This is a genomic window from Virgibacillus sp. DJP39, from assembly GCF_049310925.1.
GTDB lineage: Bacteria > Bacillota > Bacilli > Bacillales > Amphibacillaceae > Virgibacillus_F.
Map to the genome: position 1 here is coordinate 1 of NZ_JBMERP010000059.1, position 23,270 is coordinate 23,270.

General features: G+C 35.4%; 23 protein-coding genes. 18 read left to right on the forward strand and 5 right to left on the reverse strand.

Annotated features, from left to right (window positions below):
- The first annotated feature begins 103 nt into the window (after positions 1–103).
- From ACOI1D_RS15705 to pyc, 3 genes are all read left to right on the forward strand, one after another.
- Entirely contained in the window at positions 104–385 is a 282-nt protein-coding gene (locus ACOI1D_RS15705; RefSeq protein WP_422502488.1) for a YlaN family protein, read from the forward strand.
- Positions 386–588: 203 nt separating this feature from the next.
- The gene (gene ftsW, locus ACOI1D_RS15710) at positions 589–1,773 is read left to right on the forward strand and encodes a putative lipid II flippase FtsW (protein WP_422502452.1); all 1,185 of its coding nucleotides are present in this window, start codon (positions 589–591) and stop codon (positions 1,771–1,773) included.
- Positions 1,761–5,204 carry a pyruvate carboxylase gene (gene pyc, locus ACOI1D_RS15715; RefSeq protein WP_422502454.1) on the forward strand — a complete coding sequence of 1,148 codons (3,444 nt, stop codon included), beginning with the start codon at positions 1,761–1,763 and terminating at the stop codon, positions 5,202–5,204. Before ftsW ends, pyc begins: the two co-directional genes overlap by 13 nt.
- A gap of 63 nt (positions 5,205–5,267) precedes the next feature.
- On the opposite strand, the gene ACOI1D_RS15720 is transcribed toward pyc, so the two are convergent.
- Positions 5,268–6,188: a COX15/CtaA family protein gene (locus ACOI1D_RS15720; protein ID WP_422502455.1), complete on the reverse strand. Its 921-nt coding sequence runs from the start codon at positions 6,186–6,188 to the stop codon at positions 5,268–5,270.
- Positions 6,189–6,742: 554 nt separating this feature from the next.
- On the opposite strand from ACOI1D_RS15720, the gene cyoE reads away from it, so the two are divergent.
- From cyoE to ACOI1D_RS15755, 7 genes are all read left to right on the forward strand, one after another.
- Positions 6,743–7,681: a heme o synthase gene (cyoE, locus tag ACOI1D_RS15725; protein ID WP_422502457.1), complete on the forward strand. Its 939-nt coding sequence runs from the start codon at positions 6,743–6,745 to the stop codon at positions 7,679–7,681.
- An 84-nt stretch (positions 7,682–7,765) separates the two neighbouring features.
- On the forward strand, positions 7,766–8,818 hold the full coding sequence (gene coxB / locus ACOI1D_RS15730) for a cytochrome c oxidase subunit II (protein WP_422502459.1): 1,053 nt from the start codon (positions 7,766–7,768) through the stop codon (positions 8,816–8,818).
- Between the two features lie 24 nt (positions 8,819–8,842).
- Positions 8,843–10,714 (forward strand): cytochrome c oxidase subunit I, encoded by a 1,872-nt coding sequence (gene ctaD / locus ACOI1D_RS15735; protein WP_422502461.1) that lies wholly within the window; start codon positions 8,843–8,845, stop codon positions 10,712–10,714.
- Position 10,715: 1 nt separating this feature from the next.
- On the forward strand, positions 10,716–11,339 hold the full coding sequence (locus tag ACOI1D_RS15740) for a cytochrome (ubi)quinol oxidase subunit III (protein ID WP_422502463.1): 624 nt from the start codon (positions 10,716–10,718) through the stop codon (positions 11,337–11,339).
- A 3-nt stretch (positions 11,340–11,342) separates the two neighbouring features.
- Entirely contained in the window at positions 11,343–11,666 is a 324-nt protein-coding gene (ctaF, locus tag ACOI1D_RS15745) for a cytochrome c oxidase subunit IVB (RefSeq protein ID WP_422502465.1), read from the forward strand.
- Positions 11,667–11,811: 145 nt separating this feature from the next.
- Entirely contained in the window at positions 11,812–12,705 is an 894-nt protein-coding gene (gene ctaG, locus ACOI1D_RS15750; protein ID WP_422502467.1) for a cytochrome c oxidase assembly factor CtaG, read from the forward strand.
- An 84-nt stretch (positions 12,706–12,789) separates the two neighbouring features.
- A complete protein-coding gene (locus ACOI1D_RS15755) occupies positions 12,790–13,245 on the forward strand; it encodes a DUF420 domain-containing protein (RefSeq protein WP_422502489.1) in 456 nt (151 codons plus the stop codon).
- 62 nt (positions 13,246–13,307) lie between these two features.
- On the opposite strand, the gene ytvI is transcribed toward ACOI1D_RS15755, so the two are convergent.
- Together ytvI and ACOI1D_RS15765 are read right to left on the reverse strand one after the other, a co-directional pair.
- Positions 13,308–14,366: a sporulation integral membrane protein YtvI gene (ytvI, locus tag ACOI1D_RS15760; protein WP_422502468.1), complete on the reverse strand. Its 1,059-nt coding sequence runs from the start codon at positions 14,364–14,366 to the stop codon at positions 13,308–13,310.
- A 143-nt stretch (positions 14,367–14,509) separates the two neighbouring features.
- The gene (locus ACOI1D_RS15765; protein ID WP_422502470.1) at positions 14,510–14,875 is read right to left on the reverse strand and encodes a YugN family protein; all 366 of its coding nucleotides are present in this window, start codon (positions 14,873–14,875) and stop codon (positions 14,510–14,512) included.
- Between the two features lie 268 nt (positions 14,876–15,143).
- On the opposite strand from ACOI1D_RS15765, the gene ACOI1D_RS15770 reads away from it, so the two are divergent.
- The 7 genes from ACOI1D_RS15770 (at position 15,144) to coaD (ending at position 19,287) form a co-directional block, all read left to right on the forward strand.
- Positions 15,144–16,208: a CAP domain-containing protein gene (locus ACOI1D_RS15770; RefSeq protein WP_422502472.1), complete on the forward strand. Its 1,065-nt coding sequence runs from the start codon at positions 15,144–15,146 to the stop codon at positions 16,206–16,208.
- A 226-nt stretch (positions 16,209–16,434) separates the two neighbouring features.
- A complete protein-coding gene (gene ylbD, locus ACOI1D_RS15775; protein WP_422502474.1) occupies positions 16,435–16,827 on the forward strand; it encodes a spore coat protein YlbD in 393 nt (130 codons plus the stop codon).
- A gap of 11 nt (positions 16,828–16,838) precedes the next feature.
- Positions 16,839–17,069 (forward strand): YlbE-like family protein, encoded by a 231-nt coding sequence (locus tag ACOI1D_RS15780; RefSeq protein WP_422502476.1) that lies wholly within the window; start codon positions 16,839–16,841, stop codon positions 17,067–17,069.
- 59 nt (positions 17,070–17,128) lie between these two features.
- Positions 17,129–17,572, forward strand: coding sequence for a YlbF family regulator (locus ACOI1D_RS15785; RefSeq protein ID WP_422502478.1), 444 nt, complete (start codon positions 17,129–17,131; stop codon positions 17,570–17,572).
- Between the two features lie 64 nt (positions 17,573–17,636).
- Entirely contained in the window at positions 17,637–17,912 is a 276-nt protein-coding gene (locus ACOI1D_RS15790) for a YlbG family protein (protein ID WP_422502479.1), read from the forward strand.
- Positions 17,913–18,238: 326 nt separating this feature from the next.
- Positions 18,239–18,793, forward strand: a complete 555-nt coding sequence (gene rsmD / locus ACOI1D_RS15795; protein ID WP_422502481.1) for a 16S rRNA (guanine(966)-N(2))-methyltransferase RsmD — start codon at positions 18,239–18,241, stop codon at positions 18,791–18,793.
- A 14-nt stretch (positions 18,794–18,807) separates the two neighbouring features.
- Positions 18,808–19,287, forward strand: a complete 480-nt coding sequence (gene coaD / locus ACOI1D_RS15800) for a pantetheine-phosphate adenylyltransferase (RefSeq protein WP_422502483.1) — start codon at positions 18,808–18,810, stop codon at positions 19,285–19,287.
- Positions 19,288–19,329: 42 nt separating this feature from the next.
- Here coaD and ylbJ read toward each other — a convergent pair whose 3' ends face one another.
- Complete coding sequence (gene ylbJ / locus ACOI1D_RS15805) at positions 19,330–20,556, reverse strand: sporulation integral membrane protein YlbJ (protein ID WP_422502484.1); 1,227 nt, start codon at positions 20,554–20,556, stop codon at positions 19,330–19,332.
- Positions 20,557–20,775: 219 nt separating this feature from the next.
- Here ylbJ and ACOI1D_RS15810 point away from each other — a divergent pair, with 219 nt between their 5' ends.
- Positions 20,776–21,801, forward strand: a complete 1,026-nt coding sequence (locus ACOI1D_RS15810; RefSeq protein WP_422502486.1) for a SepM family pheromone-processing serine protease — start codon at positions 20,776–20,778, stop codon at positions 21,799–21,801.
- Between the two features lie 114 nt (positions 21,802–21,915).
- On the opposite strand, the gene ACOI1D_RS15815 is transcribed toward ACOI1D_RS15810, so the two are convergent.
- A complete protein-coding gene (locus ACOI1D_RS15815; RefSeq protein ID WP_422502487.1) occupies positions 21,916–23,136 on the reverse strand; it encodes a nucleotidyltransferase in 1,221 nt (406 codons plus the stop codon).
- Positions 23,137–23,270: the final 134 nt, after the last annotated feature.

A 23,270-nucleotide genomic window follows, 5' to 3' on the forward strand; every position in this document is an offset into this window, starting at 1 on the left:
AAGTTGGACTAATTAACTATTTTTAATAATTTTGTTTGCAATTTTTCATTTTCAACGATAATATAAACTATAAGAAAGTCTTTTAATTGGAGGGATTCATTTGATTCCTGAGGTCACAGTAAATCATCGTGAAAAAGCGTATGCCCTTCTTAAGGCTGACGCTGATAAAATTTTAAAGCTTATTGAAGTACAGATCGAAAATCTAACTATGCCTCAATGCCCTTTGTATGAAGAAGTTTTAGACACTCAAATGTTTGGTCTTTCGAGAGAAATACATTTTGCAGTACGATTGGATTTAATCAGTGGGGATGAAGGAAAAGCACTTCTCGAAAACCTCGAGAGGCAGCTTAATATACTACATGAAGCAGCACAGAATACAATTTAACAGTGTTAGGTTCCTTTGTGTGTGTTGATAACTTAGCAAAACTTTGCCGACATATTTTTCTGGCAAGGTTTTTTTATTACAGAGGGAAATAGAATTAAGGAGCAAAGATGCGGAATAATTCACACTATTCAACGCGTTGTGTTATAATAATGTGAATTTCTATTTTCTGTATTCGCAAATTACATAAAATAGGGAGAAGTATGATGATACAGAAATTAAAACAATACGATTTTACTCTTATGATAACACCGATACTTCTAGCCGGGTTTGGTATTGTTATGATTTACAGTGCAAGCATGGTTATTGCAGTGATGGATGGTCATGAAGGCACCCATTACTTTTTTAAGCAAATCCAATGGTTCGTCCTAAGTATGATAGGCTTTACTATCTGTAGCGTGTTTCCGTATAAATATTATCAAAAGCTAATGAAAATAATTGTGTTGTTTATATTAATTTTACTAGTAGGTGTGTTGATATTTGGAAAAGAGGTTAACTACGCTAAGTCCTGGTTTGACTTTGGAGCTGTAAGTTTACAACCTGCTGAGTTCGCAAAAATCGGACTCATTATCTATTTGGCTAGTATTTATTCAAAAAAACAAAATTATATTAATGACTTTAATAAAGGGGTACTGCCACCTCTTGTCCTAACAGGAATCATAATTGGCTTAATCGTCATGCAGCCTGATATTGGATCAGCTGCAATTATTTTTCTCATAGCCTGTTCTGTAATCTTCAGCTCAGGAATTCGGTTTAAACACCTATCTATACTTATACTGGTAGGGTTAATACTCATTGCAATTGCAATTCCGAATATGGTTACAGAAGAGCGACTTGCCAGGGTTACAGGTGCTTATCAGCCATTTGAAACTCCAGAATCTGACGGGTATCACCTAATTCAATCCTATTTGGCAATAGGAGTGGGTGGAATAACTGGAGAGGGACTGGGGCATAGTGTTCAAAAACTTGGTTATTTGCAAGAACCACATACTGATTTCATCATGGCAGTAATTGCAGAAGAGCTAGGTTTTGTAGGAGTAATAATCGTAATTGGGATGTTAGCAATTATTGTATTGAGAGGAATCTTTATTGCTAGAAAATGTGAGGATAGTTTTGGAGCATTGTTAGCAATTGGAATTTCTTCTATGATTGGTATACAAGCTTTTATTAACTTAGGTGCAATAAGTGGAGTATTACCAATTACAGGTGTACCATTACCATTTGTAAGTTACGGGGGGTCGTCCCTATTGGTATTGTTGACATCTATGGGGATATTAAATAACATTGCAAAAACAGTAAAGAAAAGAGAAGCAGAACCGGTTGTTGTTAATAAGAAGACAGACGATAATCGCACATTTAATAGAGGAGGAAGAAAGTCATGGACGAGTTAAAAACGATAAAAAAGGTGTTGGTGGCTAATAGAGGCGAAATAGCAATTAGAGTATTTCGCGCTTGCACGGAATTAGATATACGAACTGTAGCAATTTATTCTAGAGAAGATACAGGTTCTTATCATCGATATAAAGCTGATGAAGCATATATAATTGGTGAAGGAAAAAAACCTATTGATGCTTACTTAGACATTGAAGGAATTATTGAAACTGCAAAGCTTGTAGGCGTTGATGCGATTCATCCCGGTTATGGTTTCTTATCTGAAAATATTCAATTTGCGAAACGATGTGAAGAGGAAGGCATAATTTTCATAGGTCCAACCAGTGAACATTTGAATATGTTTGGAGACAAAGTTAAAGCTAGAAGCCAAGCAATTCAAGCTGGAATTCCAGTTATTCCTGGAAGTGATGGTCCTGTTAATTCCCTGGAGGAAGTTAGAGCTTTTGGTGAGAAAAATGGATATCCGATTATTATTAAAGCCACATTAGGTGGTGGAGGCCGCGGGATGCGAATAGTTCGCACTGAGTCGGGTCTTTCCGAAGCCTATGACCGTGCAAAATCTGAGGCCAAAGCGGCATTTGGGAATGATGAGGTTTATGTAGAAAAGTTAATTGAAAATCCGAAGCATATTGAAGTTCAGGTTATTGGTGATCAAAGTGGAAACGTTGTACACCTATACGAAAGAGATTGTTCTGTTCAAAGACGTCATCAAAAAGTGGTTGAGATTGCTCCTAGTGTATCTTTATCAGATGAATTACGATTAGATATATGTGATACAGCTGTTGAATTAATGAAAAATGTTCAGTACATAAATGCTGGAACTGTAGAATTTTTGGTGACAGATGGTGATTTCTATTTTATTGAGGTAAATCCACGGGTTCAAGTTGAACACACAATTACTGAGCTTATTACTGGTATTGATATTGTTCAAACACAAATTAAGGTTGCTGAGGGTAGAAGTTTGCATGATAAATCCATAGGAATCCCTTCTCAATCAGATATTAGAACTAACGGATATGCAATTCAGTCAAGAGTCACAACAGAAGATCCATTAAATAACTTTATGCCAGATACCGGAAAAATCATGGCATATCGAACAGGCGGCGGGTTTGGAGTTCGACTTGATGCTGGAAACGGGTTTCAGGGAGCTGAAATTTCACCTCACTACGATTCTTTGTTAGTAAAAGTTTCTACCTGGGCAATGACGTTTGAGCAGGCTGCAAATAAAATGGTCCGTAACTTAAAAGAATTTAGAATTCGTGGTATAAAAACAAATATACCTTTTTTGGAAAATGTAATCCGACACCCGGATTTTTTATCTGGAAATTACAATACAACGTTTATTGATCATACACCTGAATTATTTGTATTTTCAAAGAGAAAAGACCGTGGAACAAAAATGTTATCATACATCGGTAATACAACTGTTAATGGTTTTGAAGGACTTAATAAAAAGAAGAAACCATTATTTGTAACGCCGCCAGTACCTAAATTAGATCGGTTTCAGGAAGTTCCCCAAGGTACCAAACAAATATTAGATGAAAAGGGGCCTGAAGGTTTAGCATCATGGCTTCTTGATCAAAAGGAAGTTTTATTAACAGATACTACATTCCGTGATGCTCACCAGTCTTTACTAGCTACACGGGTACGAACGAAGGACTTGTTACAAATAGCTGAGCCAACCGCACGTCTATTACCAGAATTGTTTTCTGTTGAAATGTGGGGCGGAGCTACATTTGATGTTGCTTACAGATTCTTAAAAGAAGATCCTTGGGACAGGCTTTTGAAATTACGCGAAAAAATGCCAAACGTACTGTTTCAAATGCTTCTACGTTCTAGTAATGCTGTGGGATACAAAAATTATCCTGATAACGTAATCAAAAAATTCGTACAGGAAAGTGCCACGGCTGGAATAGATGTATTTAGAATATTTGATAGTCTTAACTGGGTAGAAGGGATGAATTTAGCCATTCAATCTGTCAGGGAAAACAATAAAATTGCTGAGGCTTCCATGTGCTATACAGGAGATATTTTGGATAAAGGCCGTACAAAATATGATCTGGACTACTATCTAAATTTGGGAAAAGAATTGGAAAATGCGGGTGCGCACATTCTGGGTATTAAAGATATGGCTGGCTTATTAAAGCCTGAAGCAGCTTATCAATTAATTTCAACGTTAAAAGAATCGATTTCCATCCCGATTCATTTGCATACGCATGATACAAGCGGAAATGGCACTTACATGTATGCAAGGGCAATCGAAGCTGGGGTTGATGTTGTTGATGTAGCAAATTCCTCAATGGCAGGTCTGACATCACAACCAAGTGCACAAACGCTTTATCACGCTTTAGAAGGCAACAATAAACAACCAAAAATTAATATAGGTTCGTATGAAAAATTGGGACATTATTGGGAAGAAGTACGTGAATACTACCAGGACTTCGAAAGCGGTATGAAAGCACCTCATACAGAAATTTATTATCATGAAATGCCAGGGGGACAATATAGTAACCTTAAACAGCAAGCTAAAGCTGTTGGGCTCGAGGAACGCTGGAACGAAGTAAAAGCGATGTTTAACAATGTTAACCTTATGTTTGGTGATGTTATTAAAGTTACTCCTTCTTCAAAGGTCGTTGGAGATATGACCTTGTTTATGGTTCAAAATAACTTGAATGAAGATGACATTTATGAACGTGGAGAATCAATAGATTTCCCTGATTCAGTAATCGAGTTTTTCCAAGGCTACATCGGGCAACCGTATCAGGGATTCCCTAAAGAACTACAAAGAATAATACTAAAAGGGAAGAAAGCAATTAAAGTTCGGCCAGGTGAATTACTAGAACCAATTAACTTCACTTCATTGAAGGAATCGTTATTTAAAACGTTGGATCGTCAGGTAACAAGTTTTGATATAATTTCTCACGCTCTATATCCAAAAGTATTTATGGATTATCATCGGTTTTATGAAACGTATGGTGATATGTCGGTATTGGATACTCCTACATTCTTATACGGAATGAAGTTAGGTGAGCAGATAGAGGTAGAAATTGAGCAGGGAAAAACATTAATTGTAAAACTGGTTTCTATATCTGAACCTCATTTTGATGGAACGCGTGTTATTTACTTTGAATTGAATGGACAGTCACGTGAAGTGGTTGTAAAAGATGAGAATGTTAAATCACAACTCGTTATGAAGCAACAAGCCGATTCAACTAATCCTAAGCATATCGGTGCTACAATGCCTGGAACTGTTTTAAAGGTGATTTGCGAAAAAGGTGATAAAGTTAAAAAAGGTGATTACCTGTTAATAACTGAAGCGATGAAAATGGAAACAACCGTCCAGGCGCCATTTGATGGAGTAATAAAATCAGTTCACTTTGAAAATAATGAAACCATTAAAGTGAATGATTTGCTAATAGAATTTGAATAACCAAACAAGAGGACAGCTACCATTATGGAAGCTGTCCTCTTTTATCTATTTGTGACCAGTTAGTTACTTGAATCGTTCGTGTTTTGCACTTCTGTTCGAAAGTAAGATGAAATAACTTAACATTGCGAAGTAACAAGAAATTACAAAAGCATGCATAAGTGCAATTCCAAGGTTTAACATTGTAAAAATAATCATTGCTCCAAAAAACACTTGCAGGCAAATGAGTCCTAAGGTTACTGACCATCCCCATATCATAATGCGATTGCTACGATAGTTCTTCATCATTTTAACAAACAATACAATAGTCCAAACAAATAATAATCCTGCTGCTAAACGATGTCCCATATGAATCCACTGATCTAGTCTGAAATCAGAAAATTGCAGGGGGGAATTATTTGTGCACATTGGCCAGTCTCCGCATACAAGGCTTGCTTCTGCATGTCGTACTAATGCCCCAGTATATACAACAAATAATGTATAGATTGTAATGGCATAAATCTCAATTCGATGTCTCTTCTCTATAAATAGTGATTTTGCATCGAACTTCTTATCTATCTCAAATATTAGTAATGTTAATAAAAAAATGGAAGCAAAAGAAATTAAGGATATACCAAAGTGAGCAGCTAACACAAATTCTGATTGCGACCATATAACTGCCGCTGCTCCAATTAATGCCTGGGCCAGCAAAAAGAAAATTGACATGAAAGATAAGAACTTCACTTCCCGAACATGTCCTAACTTTTTCCAGGCTAATACTGACAATGCGATAACGATAAATCCAACACCGCCAGTCACCAGACGATGGCTGAGTTCAATTACAAGTTCGGGGGTTATGTTTGTAGGTAAAAACTGCCCTTCACATAAAGGCCAACTTGATCCACACCCATCTCCTGATTCTGTTTTAGAAACAAGAGCCCCGCCAATTAATACAAAGAACATGCCTATCGTAGCAAGTATTGATAGCCATTTTATTGTTTTGATCATAGAGATGCCTCACTTTATTTGGGATAAGTAAACAAAAATGTATAATAATAATGATATACATGTCGAACTAGTTTCATTTTGATACTTAATGATAATACTACATTAACTAACAAAGCAATGGATAACGAACTGAAAGTAAACTTTTACACACAATTGTCATATTATCACGTTTTATCGTTCTTTTCATTACAAAAAAATAAAAAACGCTTGCATTGTAAGCCATATTTTGCTAGAAATATTATAGGGGTTAGATCATCAAACAATCATTATAAAAGCCCAGTACATGGGAATACTATTAGGTATTAACATAATCTAGGTGAAAGCAAAACGATAAGTTTGTTTTGAACTAAACACTTCACAATCTTGTCACATATATAATGCTAAAAAGCGAAATATGAATATATGGTAAATAGATTGTGTTACAAATTCATGATACAATTAAGGTTATACATAGGATACTTTGGGAGATAGTATGTAGTAATGCTATTCTTCCATCATATGTTCTGTATAATTTTGTGCCTTTATGTTGGGAAGTTAAAGGGGGGATATATGGAATGAATAAAGTGGAAACAACTGCTTCACCATTGATAGGTAAGGTTACTAAGTCAAAAAATAAAGAAATTACGCTGCTTGCAGATATTAAGTCCCTCATTAAAGTAGGAATAGTGAACTCTAATCTGATAACAACATTTACAGGGTTTTGGTTAGCTCTATATTTTACTAATAGTTCGTTTATCGAAAATTGGGATGTTTTTCTGCTTACAATGATAGGTACTGCCTTAGTAATTGCTGGTGGGTGTATACTTAATAATTGGTATGATCGTGATATTGATCCTATTATGTCAAGGACAAAGTCCAGACCTACAGTTACGGGTTCTATTGCGTTAAACCATATCCTAATACTAGGTATTTCGGCAACAAGTATAGGTTTAATTCTTTTATTGCTAACAACTGTACAGGCAGCAATTTTTGGTTTCTTTGGCTGGTTTACATATGTTGTATTATATACAATGTGGTCAAAGCGCAAATACACGCTAAACACGGTAGTTGGCAGTTTTTCTGGTGCGGTACCTCCGTTAATTGGTTGGGCAGCAATTGATCCAAACCTCCATATTGCAGCGATAGTATTATTTTTGATCATGTTTATCTGGCAGACACCACATTTTCTCGCTTTAGCAATGAAGAAGTGTGAAGAATACAAAGCTGCTGGTATCCCGATGCTTCCAGTTGTACATGGGTTTGAATTTACAAAACGTCAAATGGTTGTTTATACTGCATGTCTTTTACCATTGCCATTTTATTTGGTTTCACTTGGTACAACGTTTGTTGTCATTGCGACATTGCTGAATGTTGGATGGTTAACACTTGGACTTAGTGGTTTCTTTATGAAAAATGACCTTAAGTGGGCAAACTTGATGTTTATTTATTCGTTGAACTATTTAACTATTTTATTTTTGATGATGGTAGTTGTAACATTTGATTTCCCCTTTTAGTTAAGTTTAACTTATGATATCCCTTATTGCCTTAGTCACAAAATTATGTAAGGAAGAAACGAAGAGAAAGAGAGGTATGATTACATGAAAGGTTGGATGGGAAAATTTCGATCTCTAACATTGTTAGGTTCATTAGCGCTTATTCTTTCAGGATGTGGTCAAGAAAATTTAAGTGCATTAATACCTAAAGGATATGGGGCAGAGCAGTCATTAGATTTAATTATCCTAACTACAGTTGTTATGTTGTTTGTCCTTGTAATTGTAATGATCTTATATGTTACAGTTCTGGTACGTTTCCGTAAAAAGAAAGGGGATAAGGATTTCATCCCTAAGCAAGTTGAAGGAAACAAAACCCTTGAAACAATCTGGACCATTATTCCAATCATATTATTGATTATTATTGCTGTACCTACAGTAACTAAAACTTTTGAACTGGCTGATGAATCAAACGCAGATGATTATCTAAATGTTGAAGTTACAGGAAATCAGTATTGGTGGCATTTTAATTACGAAGGTAAAGAAATTCAAACCAGTCAGGATTTGTATATCCCAACCGGTGAAAGAGTTTATCTGAACATGCAATCCTCAGATGTTATCCATTCATTCTGGGCACCAGCTATATCCGGTAAAATGGATGTAAATCCTGAAAATGAAAACACAATGTTTATTGAAGCCTATGAGGAAGGCGTGTATTCGGGCAAGTGTGCTGAATTATGCGGACCATCCCATGCTTTAATGGACTTTAAAATTATTGCTGTCAGCCCTGAAGAATTTGACCAGTGGGTAGAAGATATGCAGAACGTTGATCCTAAAGCAGTAGTTGAAGGTGACACTGTCCAGCAGGGTCAGGCTTTGTTCCAGGAAAACAACTGTATGGGTTGTCATGCGATTGGTTCCTCTCCAGTTCAAGTAGGGCCAAATTTAACAAACTTTGGGCAACGTTCAGAAATTGCAGGTATTCTTGAACATGACAAGGAAAACCTTATCAGTTGGATTATGCATCCTGAAGATTTCAAGCCTGATAACAATATGACAGGTAAATATCCTGAATTGTCTAAAGAAGAAGCAAGTAAAATTGCTGATTATTTATTACAATTAAAACCGTCTAGTATATCCCCTGATGATGCAGGGAAGTAGTAAAAGCAAATATGTTATAGAAGTATGAGGGAGGTTAAAGTAGTGAGTAATGCAGCTACTCATAAGAGAGGCTTTGGATCTGTCCTATGGGATTACTTAACAACGGTCGATCACAAAAAGATTGCACATTTATATTTATTCGGCGGTGGTTTTTTCTTCCTAGTCGGCGGGCTCGAGGCTATGTTAATTCGTATACAATTAATGCAGCCAAATAGTGATTTTTTAAGTAATGGTTTATACAATGAAATATTAACAATGCACGGAACAACAATGATATTTTTGGCGGCGATGCCGTTGATTTTTGCACTAATGAATGCGGTAATTCCTTTGCAGATTGGAGCTCGAGATGTCGCGTTCCCATTTATTAATTCATTAGGTTTTTGGCTGTTTTTATTTGGTGGACTTATTTTAAATTGTAGTTGGTTCCTAGGCGGCGCACCCGATGCTGGTTGGACTTCCTATGCTCCACTGTCTATCATATCGCCAGGTCATGGTGTCGATTTCTATGTAATAGGACTTCAAATTGCAGGTGCCGGTACCTTAATTGGTGGCATTAACTTTTTGGTAACTATTGTTAATATGCGTGCACCTGGTATGACGTATATGAGAATGCCATTGTTTACGTGGGCTTCTTTTATTACAAGTGTACTTATTTTATTTGCATTTCCAGCATTAACTGTTGGACTTTTCTTACTTATGTTTGATCGTATGTTCGATGCAGCATTTTTTGATGTAACCCTTGGAGGAAACGCAATTATCTGGGAGCATATATTCTGGATTTTCGGACATCCTGAGGTTTACATCCTGATATTACCGTTATTCGGGCTGTTTAGTGATATGTTTTCAACATTTTCAAAAAAACGTTTATTTGGTTACACTGCGATGGTGTTCGCAACTATGTTAATTGCATTTCTAGGATTCATGGTTTGGGCTCATCACATGTTTACTGTTGGTCTTGGGCCGGTAGCTAACTCAATTTTTGCTATTGCAACAATGGCTATTGCAGTCCCAACGGGTATTAAAATATTTAACTGGCTTGCAACAATGTGGGGCGGTCAAATAACCATTAACTCCGCAATGCTGTGGGCTCTTGGTTTTATACCAACATTCACATTAGGTGGTATGACTGGTGTAATGGTTGCCTCTGTTGTAGCAGATTATCAATACCATGACAGCTATTTCGTTGTAGCCCATTTCCATTATGTTATTGTTGGTGGAACAGTTTTTGGTATTTTCGCCGGCCTTCATTATTGGTGGCCAAAAATGTTTGGTAAAATTCTGCACGAAGGAATGGGTAAGCTTACCTTTTGGACATTCTTAATCGGTTTCCATTTAACATTCTTTATTCAACATTTCTTAGGACTTATGGGAATGCCACGCAGATACTCAACTTATGAGGCTGACATAGGGTTGGATTTAGGAAACTTAATTAGTACAATTGGTGCTTTCTTTATGGCTTTTGGTGTAATTGTGTTTGTAATCAATGTATTTTACACGGCAGCCAAAGGTGAACAAGCTCCAGACGATCCATGGGATGGTCGTACATTGGAATGGGCAACATCATCTCCACCTGCACACTATAACTTTAAGCAGGTACCTTTAGTACGTGGACTAGATCCTCTATGGGTAGAAAAAACAGAAGGGAAAGGTAAAATGACACCTTCAGAACCACTAGGTGATATTCATATGCCAAACCCATCTATTTTACCATTTATGATGTCTCTTGGTTTATTTATTGCCGGTTTTGGATTTATATACCAGGTTGATAACAAATCGTGGTTAATTCTAGTGTTTATAGGAATGGGTATTACACTAGGAAGTATGCTAACGCGTTCATTAAAAGATGATTTAGGTCATCATATAACAAAAGAAGAACTTGAAAGGGAGGCTGACTGATATGAGTCATGATCATTCCTTAAATCCAGAAACAATGCCAAATAATCCGGAGAAAGCTACTCTTGAAGGCAAGAATAAATTTTTAGGATTTTGGTTCTTTCTAGGTGGAGAAACTGTTTTATTTGCAAGTTTATTTGGTACGTATCTTGCATTGCGTAATGCTACAGCTGATGGACCAACAACAAATGAATTATTCGGCTTAGAACTAGTGTTTATAATGACTGTACTATTGTTAACTAGTTCGTTGACCAGTGTTTATGCGATTTATCATATGAAAAATAACGATTATCGTAAAATGACTACATGGTTTATTGTTACAATTGTACTGGGATTTACGTTCTTAGGTTGCGAAATTTATGAGTTTAATCACTACATTCATGAATATGGATTCACCTTCTCTACGTCAGCATTTGGATCAGCCTTTTATACATTGGTTGGATTCCATGGTGGACACGTACTTTTCGGTTTACTTTGGATGATAGCATTGCTAGTGCGTAATGCGAAACGTGGATTAAACTTATATAATGCTCCAAAGTTTTATGTAGTAAGTTTATATTGGCACTTTATCGATGTTGTCTGGGTATTTATCTTTACTGTAGTATACCTTATGGGAAAGGTGGTTTAATAAATGGTTGAAAACACCAGTTCCAAAAAAGTAGACTCATTTCAAAAAAGAAAAAACAAAGAAGAAATGAAGACCCAATTAATTACATTCGCATTAATGATTGTATTTACATTAATAGCATTTGGAATCGTAGTAGGAGAACTAATGCCAAAAATGTTTGTTATTCCTACTATCCTTATTCTTGCTTTTGTTCAAGTTGCTTTTCAATTGTATTATTTCATGCACCTGAAAAATGCTGGACATGAAATGCCTGCTAACATGATGTATGGTGGTATGTGGGCTGCACTATTGACAGTGTCAGGATTAGTGCTATTAGTATGGTGGTAGGGTAGTAATTAAAAAGGCTGGGGATCCCCAGCCTTTTTAATTATTTACAAAATCCATTGTTAGTAATTTGTCACATTCAATTATGTGTATGTTTCTATTTTGAGTTATACTATAGAGAATAAGCCGTACTATGGGGTGAAATATTATGTGGTTAGAAATACAAATTTTTGGTTTTCGTGGGCTTTGGAGTCCATATTATATGATTTTTGTTATACTATTAGCATTAACGTACTTTTTATTAACAGGTAAGTATAGAGGACAGAACGAAAAACCTAGTTCCAAACAACAAATTTATTTTTACCTGGCTATGGTATTACTTTACGTAGTGAAAGGTTCGCCAGTTGATTTGCTCACACATATAATGCTAACAGCACATATGATTCAAATGGCAATCTATTATTTGATATTCCCTATATTGATCATTAAGGGAATACCAGTGTGGGTATGGAGGAAGATCCTTAAACTTCCAATTGTAAGGCCGATAGTTAATTTATTTACAAAACCTATTATTTCATTGTTACTGTTTAATACATTATTTTCTCTTTATCATATACCAGAAGTGTTCGATTTTGCTAAATCTTCACCAGTGGTTCATGCAATCGTATCCACTGTGATATTGATTGCAGCGTTTATTGTCTGGTGGCCAATTGTGACACCAGTAGAGGAGTATGATACTATTCCTCCAATTCTAAAGATTGCATACATCTTTGCGAACGGGGTGTTAATTACACCAGCCTGTGTTTTGATAATATTTGCAGATGCACCACTTTTTGCCACATATAGTGAAAGTGGATCTTGGATTCAAGCTTTAAGTTTATGTGTTCCTACAGATATTTTAACAGGTATATCGGGCACACTAACTGGACCAGAGATGTTCTCTCCAATGACCACTCTAGAGGATCAACAGCTTGGTGGAATAATTATGAAGCTAATGCAGGAAATCACGTATGGTTTTATTTTAGCTAGAGTTTTCTTTTCATGGTTTTCACGAGAAAGCTTAAAGGTTGACGTGATTACAGAGCCATCATCAGTAAATTAGGACTATACTCCTTCACATGTTAATGTGAAGGGAATTTTTAATTGCCTAAAGCAATAGAATTAATCAGAGAAAGGGTTTTTAAAAATTATGTTATTACCTACGATTAGCACCTTCTTTATTCTCTTAAGTGCCAGTCTTGTTGCATTTGGATGGCGTTTTATCATTAAAGGTAAGCCAAAGAAACATAAGAAAACCATGATAGCAGCAGCTATTAGTGCATTACTTTTTTTTATTATTTACGTGTCCCGAACAGCATTTGTTGGAAATACTAGTTTTGGAGGGCCAGAAAGTATAGAAATATATTACACTATATTTTTGATATTCCATATATTTCTAGCTACAACAGGAGCTATTTTCGGAGTGATTACGATAACATTAGCTCTAAAGAGAAAGATAACTATACATCGAAAAATCGGACCTGTTACAAGTGTTATATGGTTCTGTAGCGCTATTACCGGAGTAATGGTATATCTACTTCTGTATGTTATATATGATGGTGGAGAAACCACAAGTATGTTAAAAGCGATATTAGGTGGTTGAAACAAAATAAAGTGAGAACAACTTTAATGTTACTCTCACTTTATTTTTGGTTTGCTAACCTTTTAGATTTTCAAGTTCCATTTTATGATTCCAGCTTCTTTCGCTGAATTGAATGCAATAACGAATAATGGTCCCAGAATAAATCCTAATATCCCTAAAAGTTGCAGGCCTAAAAACATTGCTATCAATGTTGCGAGAGGGGATAAACCAATATGACGTCCCATCACTTTTGGTTCTACTATTCTTCTGATTGCAAGTAGAACTATTGCTAGAGTTGCTAGTTTCACTCCTAAAGAAATATCTCCGGAAAGGAGTACAAATATAGACCAGGGTCCTAAAATAATAATAGAACCAATAATTGGTATGAAGTCTATTAACCAGATTATGAGTGACATAATAATTGCGACTTCTGGTGCTATTATAAATAATCCAATTAACGAAGCTGTGAATATTACTAGGCTTACAAGAAACTGCGCTTTTAGAAAACCTAAAGTAACGTTTGCTAATCGTTGGTTCATGTACTTGACCTTATCAGCGGTTTCCTCTGTCATCAAGTTATAGAAGTTTTTTCTTAATATCGGAAGTTCAAGCATAAATAAAAATAATGCAATTAAATAAACTAGAAAACTGATTAGGTATTGTGGTACTTTTGCGAAAATTTCAGCTATATTATCAATAGTTATTTTTTCTTTGGCTGTATTACTTAAGGAAGTTAGGTTATCTTCAAAGCTCTTCGATATTTGGGAAACAAATTGGGGTGGCAGGTTTTTGGAGTAATTCTGAAAATCATTTTCCCAATCTCCATACAAATCATTTAACTCATTAAAATGTTCAGGTACTTCCTCTACAAACGTTACAACTTGTGTAACTGCTTTTGTAACAATAAAGGTGCCAGCAATTCCTAACGCTATCAAAAACAGAATGAAAATAATGATAACAGCCGACTTTCGTGTCAGGTTTGACTTTTTCTGAACAAATTTAACAGTAGGATTAAGTACTAAAGCAGTAAAAAATGCTACTAAAAGAGGCACAGAAATAGGTAAAATGAAATATAAGATCACCACTAAAAGCAAACCGACAATAGTAAGTTTCCATTGACGTTTTGTTATAGAACGGAACAATGTAGTTAGATGTCTCCTTTCGAGAACGTGCGATTACAAGCTTATAAACTAGTATATCGTATATAGGTGAAAAACTGAACATAATAAAAGAAAATTTACAGACAGAAACAACTGCCCAAAGTATCTATGGGCAGTTGTACATGTTATTGTTTGTAGTTTTCGATGTCTAATTTCAGTTTTTCAACTATCCCAGTCGCTCTTTCGACCAGGCTTTTTGGAAAGTCTTCACTTTCGCCGTATTCAATACCGTGTGGGTAATAATGCTTTCCAAGTAATGGAGCCATTAATTTTATTACAGCATTCCCACGGTCCACATCCCCCTCAACAGCATAACCCAGTATGCGAATATAATATGTAATATTTTTTTCTTTTGATCCAATTTTGTAATCATAGGTAACACGGTCATAGTCCCATTGTCCTGCGCGAATAAATGCGTGTTCACCCATAAAATGATCTAATGGTTTTAAATCAAAAATTGAATCCTCAATGCCATTTACCTCTATCTTCATTTTTTTACACCTCACATAATTATCCTTGCTATCACTATAATAGTACGAAATAGTGAAAGTTGCAATCGAAAAGAGGTCACACCAGTGTAAATATATAAATTCCTGATTGAATTTAGTATGCTTCAGGAGTAATAGGTAAATTGGTACTATAAAAACGTCTCTATCAAATGATAAACTATGATTTAAATGCATGGATTTAAGATTTGTACATATATATGGTAAAACATAAACTATAAATCATTGTAGAAAGTAAAAAGGAGAAGTATTTATGCGATTAATTCGTTCCATTATCATACTTTCTTTGCTAGTTTTAATTGGATATTATCTATTAGAAGTTAATAATGAACCGCAAGATTATTCTGTACAAGAGAGTAGTTTGAAACTTGAAAATAGAACTAGCTTATTAGAGACAAAGTTGGTTCCAAAGAGAGAAAAGCCAACCAGAAAATTTGGAAACGAATTGTTTCAATGGATAGGCAAGGACATAAAACAACTATCCGAAAGTTTTGGTGAACCTGTTCGTAAGGATTTGAGTGCATATGGCTACGAATGGTGGGTCTATACCAATAATGAACAAAAATATATTCAATTTGGTGTTTTAGATAATAAGGTAATTACAATTTACGTAACTGGAAAAGACTTGTATGCAAATCAACTATACGCAGGACAGCCGTATCAAGAAGTTAATAAACAGTTTTCTTTTAAGGATAAGGTTTCCATGTCCCAGGGAATTTCAACTTATACATTTAAGCTAAATAATGAAGAAATGCAAATGCGGCCATTAGTAAAAGTGGCTGAAAATGTTTTTGTGCAGTATTATTTCGATACGTTCACTTCAAAACTTTCGGCTGTTAGAGTTTCAACTGGAGAAGTTCTTTTAAAACAGAGGCCATATTCTATTGAATATCGTGGAAAGCTACCTGCAAAATCCAATCTTTCAGATGAAGAATGGAATAAAATAGAGAGCGGTATGGAACAACAAATATTTTCAATAACAAATATAATTCGTAGTCAATTTGATAAATCGAGTTTAAACTGGGGTGAATCAGTAAGTAAAGTGGCTTTTCTGCACAGTAAGGATATGGCTGAAAATAATTATTTTTCCCATTATGGATTAAATGGGGATGGATTAAAGGAGCGCCTTGCTGCACAGAAAGTATATTATCTATCCGCAGGTGAAAATATAGCAGCCCAGTATCCGGATGCACCAGCTGCAGTTCAGGGTTGGTTAAATAGCGAAGGCCACAGGAAAGCTTTGTTAGAGAGTGACTATACTCATCTGGGTGTAGGTGTTTACCATTTTTATTACACACAAAACTTCCTGCAAAAATAAATTTAGTGAAGTTAAATACCTGAAGGGGCCATTATATTATAATGGCCCCTTCAGTTTTTTTTGCTGCAAGGAAAGTTTTACTACTTTCCTTACTACTTTAAATGCAACTAAGTTTTTCCCATTAAGGTTTGGCATTATGTCGAGTTATCTAATACTTAAAATCACAATCAAGTATGGTTGGGCATAAATTATTAATAGTAGCTAAACAATCGTTGAGGTGATTGGAATGACTGAAAATATATTAGATCCAACTATTTTAGAATTTCGTGCGTTTTTAAATAAAAATCCAAAGCTAATTAAGGAAATTAGGAATGGCGGAGAATCAATTCAGAACTATTATGAAAAATGGGTACTGCTTGGTGAATCTGATCCTTATTGGGATAAATACAAGCAGGTAGAAAAGAAAAAAACAGATAAAAAAAATAATCAATCTACATTTAATTTAGTCGAAAAGCTAAAAAAATGGGGCGAAGAAGCAGACATGGATCAAATTCAAGAACGGGTTAAGCAATGGGATCAAACAATTTCACTAGTTCAAGGAATGCTTAATCAATACCAGGAAGGCAAACAAGAAAAGGTACCAAGTCGGGGATATTATGACAATAAATATAGGGATTGAGATGAGAGCAAATGGATATAAACTGTTACCACTTTTTAAAGTCAGATCAAACCCTGTTAAAGTTTGTAAGGTATAACCCAATTTGGTACAGATACCTTACACGTGATCCGAGCAGGATAGATGAAGTTGAAAAAGAAGCAAAAAAATTTTATAACAAAACCTTTCCCCAACAGGTGGAAAGAGCAAATAGTCAACTGTCCATGATGAAAATGTTAATTGAATTTGCAAATATGGATGATTAAATTAGAAATACATTTTAATAAGTACTAGAAAATGGTAAGATAAAGTAGGGGTGATGGTGATGATTGGAACAATGGAGATTGTTGAAATTCTTGATCGTTCTGAAGTTCTTGGTGAAATGATCTTGCAGTCAGACGTAATGGAAGCATACAACAATGCTCAACAGTCCTTAAATGAAGACGAAAAGTCCCAAAAGCTTATAAAAGCTTTTGCAGATATAAAGAACCAATATGAGGATGTACAACGCTTTGGAAGGTACCATCCAGATTATAGTGTTATTATGAAACAAGTGCGTACTATCAAGCGTGAAATGGACATGGATGATCGGGTTGCAGCTTTTAAAATAGCTGAAAGAAATCTCCAAAAATTGCTTGACGAAATAAGTTCGAACGTAGCAATGAGTGTAGGAGACATGATTAAGGCTCCAAAAGACGGGGCCGCGCTATCAGATGGTGGATGTGGCTGTGGTTCAGGTAGTAGCGGATGTGGTTGTAAAGCTTCATAAGGGTTGTCGTGTCAACTGTTATTTGTTAAACTAATGAAAATGATTAGGTTAGTGAGGATATACTATGAGAACAGAGAGACAAGGGATTATTGTTTGGTTTCAACATATGAAAAATCTTAAGCAGATTAGAAGATATGGTCATCTACTTTATTCATCTAAAAAGCTTAAGTATGCAGTAATCTACGTTAATCAGAAAGATATGGAAGATACAGAGCATAAATTACTTAAGTTATCTTTTGTGTCTAAAGTTGACAGATCACATAAACCATTTATTCGTACAGATTATGAAAATGCTAAACCTGATAAAGCAAAAGAATATGATTATAAGATGGGTATCTAGACTAATCCCGGGAAATGAAGTTACTGTACAAATGGTTGGTCGATATAGGTACCTGATAAAGAATTACAAAAAAAACCTGCAGATATAATATCTGCAGGTCTTTTTGTTCTTTAAAACAAAAAGTAAAGGGAGAGGAGAAATCAGAAGAAGAACTTATGGGGAATGTAAGTCTTCTTCTTCACGTGAAACAACTTAGCAAAGCATCTGCTGTTTCATTTTTCTAGTATGTACATGAAAAAGATTTATATACAAATGATTAGTAGTTTTTTTATAAAAGTATTTGTGGTAGGATTAATGTCGAACTATGTTCTAATAGAGGTGATCAAATGAGAGTTATAGCAGGTACATTAAAAGGGCGACAACTGAAAGCTGTTCCGGGTAATAAAACAAGGCCCACTACTGATAAGGTAAAAGAAGCGATTTTTCAAATCATTGGACCTTTTTTTGACGGAGGCTATTGTTTAGACCTGTTTGCTGGTAGCGGCTCACTAGGAATCGAGGCTCTTAGTAGAGGGATGCAGCATACTGTTTTCGTGGATAAACAGTCGAAAGCTATCCATACTATTCATGAGAACATACGCGACTTAAACCTTGAAAGCAATACAGAAGTTTTCCGAACAGATGCCACACGTGCAATTCACGCCGCTTCAAAAAGGGGCTTGCAATTCGATTTAATTTTACTTGATCCTCCATATAGTAAGGCTGATTATGGTGAACTATTAAATGAAATTGTAAAGCTAAATCTAATAAAACAAGAAGGCTATATTTATTGTGAACACGATCAGAATGAGGTTCTGCCTAAAAACCCTACACATTATACATTGGTCAAACATGCGGCTTATGGGGGGACAATAGGCGTTAGCTTATATCAAAAAACATAGAAAGAAGGGTTCGAATGAGTGGATTAGCAATTTGTCCAGGCAGTTTTGATCCAGTTACATATGGACATTTAGATATTATACAAAGAGGAGCTCGTATATTCGATCAGGTAGTTGTTGCAGTGTTCAATAATCAGGGGAAGAATCCATTATTTACGGTTGAAGAACGTGTTTATTTGTTAGAAGAGTCTACGAAAGATATGCCTAATGTTACAATTGATGCTTGTAATGGGCTGCTAATTGATTATGCAAAACAAAAGAATGCTAATGCCATTCTTAGAGGTTTACGGGCAGTTAGTGACTTTGAATATGAAATGCAAATAACTTCGATGAATCGAAAGCTTGATGAGAATATTGAGACATTTTTCATGATGACAAACAATCAATACTCCTTTCTTAGCTCTAGTATTGTAAAGGAAGTGGCTAAGTATAAAGCAAATGTTTCAGATCTAGTACCGCCAATCGTAGAAAAAGAATTACAAAAAAAATACAAGTGATGAAAAATATTGTGGGACTAAAGGCAGGTTACCTTTTTATCCCTACAATATTTTTTTGTTTTCTGGCAGTTGTCTGCTTAAAAGTATGAAAAAAGCTAAGCTTAAAGCAAGTATCGTAATAATTGGTCCGAAAGTTTGAAGTGTTTCCAGAGTGATTTGCCAAAAACCTGGTTGTTGATTACCCATGACAGGTAAATCATCTAATTTTATAGTTTTTTGTTTTAAATATAATGGTTGATACAATAGAATAACTAATAGGCTTGCAAATGTACCGTGAAGTATTCTGGCATAAAAATAGGGAGAAAAACGTATATCAGACTTAGCCAGAATGCTTGCTACTTGAGCCTGAATAGAAAACCCGTTAAATCCCAAGATAAAACTTACCGCTACCACCTTAGCTATAAGTGGATCTGCAGCAACCTTAGTAATCATATCTGAACCTATTGTTATCTCAAAAAGACCTGAAAAAATCGGTAATGCCAATTCAGCAGGCATAGAAAAAATATGAAGGACATAAGTAAATATGTTTGCAATAAGGGGAGAAACGCCGATAATAAATAAAAGCTTGATAAGAACTGAAAAAAATATGATGAATCCTCCAACCATTATGAGTGTTTTAATTGAGTTAAGTACAGCATCTCCAAAAATTTCTCCAAATGGTTTCGAATTAGTAATTCTGTTTGAATGCATTTCTTTAAATGCCTGAACTAAAGATACCTTTGATCTATTGTATCGATGTCTTTCTTCTTCTTCTTCTTTTCTCCCATAAAAACGCATGCAAATTCCAACTAGAGCATTTCCTACATAATGACTTACAGCCAGTAATATACCAAGTTTTGTGTCGTAAAAGAACCCCACCGCAACTACTCCAAATATAAATAATGGACTCGAAGCATTTGTGAAGGAAACAAGCCGTTCTCCTTCAATTCTTGTAATTTGTTTTTCTTCACGAAGGCGAACAGTGATTTTTGCTCCTGTAGGATAACCGCTGGCCATTCCCATTGCCCATGCAAAACTACCAACCCCAGGTACGTTAAATAACGGACGCATAATAGGCTCAAATAGGACACCAATAAATTTAACAACTCCAAACGCAATTAATAACTCAGCAGTTATAAAAAAGGGGAGTAGAGAAGGAAATACTTTTTCCAACCACATGTTTAACCCACGTAAACTAGCTTTAAATGCTTCATCAGGATAAGTAATGAGTGCAAAAGTCATGAATAAGGTTGTACTAGCTAAGAGTAAACTAATCATCATTTGTTTCAACATAAAGCCCCCTAGTGAACGAGCTCACTCTGTACATATATTTTTTGTAGTAGTAGAATGATTTTAGCTTGTAACGATTAGCAAAATAATATATATTAATTTCCATATTTGTTAAACTAATAAATACAAGCTTTTTATCACTATACGCTTTCGATATACGCATTTATGCTTAATTTTTTTAACGAATGTTTTTTATCGAGGTTCTAAAGGAGTTTTTATATGAAGTTTACGAAACGCCATTTGGTGTACCTGATGGTTGTAATTGTCATAGCGTTCTTTCTCTCATCTTATAAACTGCCTTATTATGTTTATAAACCTGGGGATGCGGATGCACTGAATCCAATTATCGAAGTTGATGATGGGTTTGAAAGTGTTGGAGACATGCATCTTGTAACTGTAAGAGGTGGTCAGGCTACACCAATTCAATATGCTGTAGCTAAAGTATTGCCTCATCATGAGATTTATCCTATAAAGGAAATCCGTCCAGAAGGAGTGTCTGAGGAAGAGTATTTTCATGTGCAACTTCAAATGATGGAGAGTTCTCAGGAGGCAGCAAAAGTTGTAGGATATACTGCTGCTGAGGAGAAAATTGAAATTAACTACAATGGAGTTTACGTTGTTTCCATAATTGAAGGAATGCCAGCAGATGGAATTTTGAAAAAGGGTGACCGAATTATAGGGATCGCAGGAAAAGAAATTAATAAATCAAATGAACTAATTAACTTTGTAGAAGGAAAAAAAGCTGGTGATACCATAACTTTGGAAATAGTGCGCGACAAGGAGAAGATAACGAAAGAAATTGAACTGGAAGCATTTGAAAAATTAGATAATAAAGTGGGGATTGGGATTCAGTTGGTTACTGATCGAAGTGTTGAAGTTGACCCTAACGTTACATTTTCAAGCGGTAATATCGGTGGTCCTAGTGCAGGTTTGATGTTTTCTCTTGAGATATATGATCAGTTGACAGAAAAAGATATCACGAGTGGATACCAAATATGCGGAACAGGAGAAATAGACTATGAAGGAAATGTGCAGCGAATTGGTGGAATAGACAAAAAAGTAATTGCGGCTGATGATGAAGGATGTAAAGTCTTTTTTGCACCCAATGAGAACGGCGCAAAAGGTTCCAATTATGAAGTAGCCAAAAAATCGATAAAAGAAATCGATACCAACATGGAAGTTGTACCAGTGGATACATTTAATGATGCCTTAGACTATTTACAGGATCTGAAACTTAAAAAGTAAGGATTAGATTAGGTGGGCTTTTTGTATGTTCACCTAGTTATTTTGCAGGAGGAAGGCTTTTCCTCTCTGCAAAAGTACAACTAGGGAAATATTTATAATGCTTGGCGATAAGCCTTAGTTTTCTATTAAACGAATTGGTGGTGAGAGTTCCTGATCAACCATTTGCTTTCGAATAAAAGTTCCGAGAATGCTGTAATAGGCATTACTCGATTGTTCTTCACTTTTTAATAGTTGACTGTTATGATCTGAAAGTTGTGAAATGATTGGTACTTTCATTACTTTTTTTTGTTTGTTTAAATAAGCCTGGCCCTGTTCTGTCATTCCTAGTACACGAACATAAGGTACAGAGTTACTCTTTTTAATAAATTCAACATGCTCTTTTTTTGTATTGGTTAACAAGTGTACAAATATACGTTGGATTCGTGTCCATGTATAACGTTTTGTTTTAATAGCATCAATCCACTCATTAATGGATTTTGATTTCTTGGCTGTTTTTTTAATTCGATACTCAAGCCCTTCATCAACACCATGAATAGCAGCAAGTTCGCTATAATCCATTGTTAACACCCTATATTGTAATAGAGAAAAGTAGTGTTCCCAGTTATGCCAAACATCCGTTTTGTCGTAATAGCTCGCCAACTGTTTCCTTGTATGATCAGAAAAGGTAGATAAGCTTTCGTTTGTTATAGATCCATCATTAATAAGCTGCTTACGAATACTAGTGGCACTAGCGATACTACCTGAAATTTTTTGATCATGATAACCACTTTTCGTTCGTTTGACTGTGAAGGCATTTATATTTAATGAATGGTCAAGTATTTCTTTGATATAACTAAATCCGAGAATATTGTTAGGTTGAGATAGATCCATTTCAGAGTTTGTTAATCCGATTTTTTCATATGCAAGCTTACTAGCTTCAGGAAAAGACAGTCCGTTATGCAGGTTTTTACGCAATACTTCTTTAAAAGTTGATCCTTTTTCTTTTAAGATTTCATAGCTTGTTATAAAGTTAGAAGTAGTACCAGACTCGCTTCCGAAACAGATGGAAGACACCCCAATTTCATTTAAGGTTTGTACAGCGCCCTTTGCAAACAGATCACTAGATTGAACTGCATAGAGGAATGGGAGCTCAAGCACTATATCAACGCCACTGGCTAATGCTGCTTTGGCGCGGTGGAATTTATCAATAATTGCTGGCTCACCCCGTTGTAGAAAGTTGCCACTCATAACTGCTATCATACAGGGTGCGTTTGAATGCTTTTTTGCTTCAGTTAAATGGTGAAGGTGCCCATTATGAAATGGATTATATTCGACAATTAAACCACATGCATCCATTTAAACATCTCCTAGTTGATTATTATATATTATTGTACCAAACTAGGGTGCGTAACGCACTAACTTATGTTAATATGATTACTTAGCTATAGAGTGGGAACAATAATTAGTAACAATTTCGCGAAGTGTAAAGA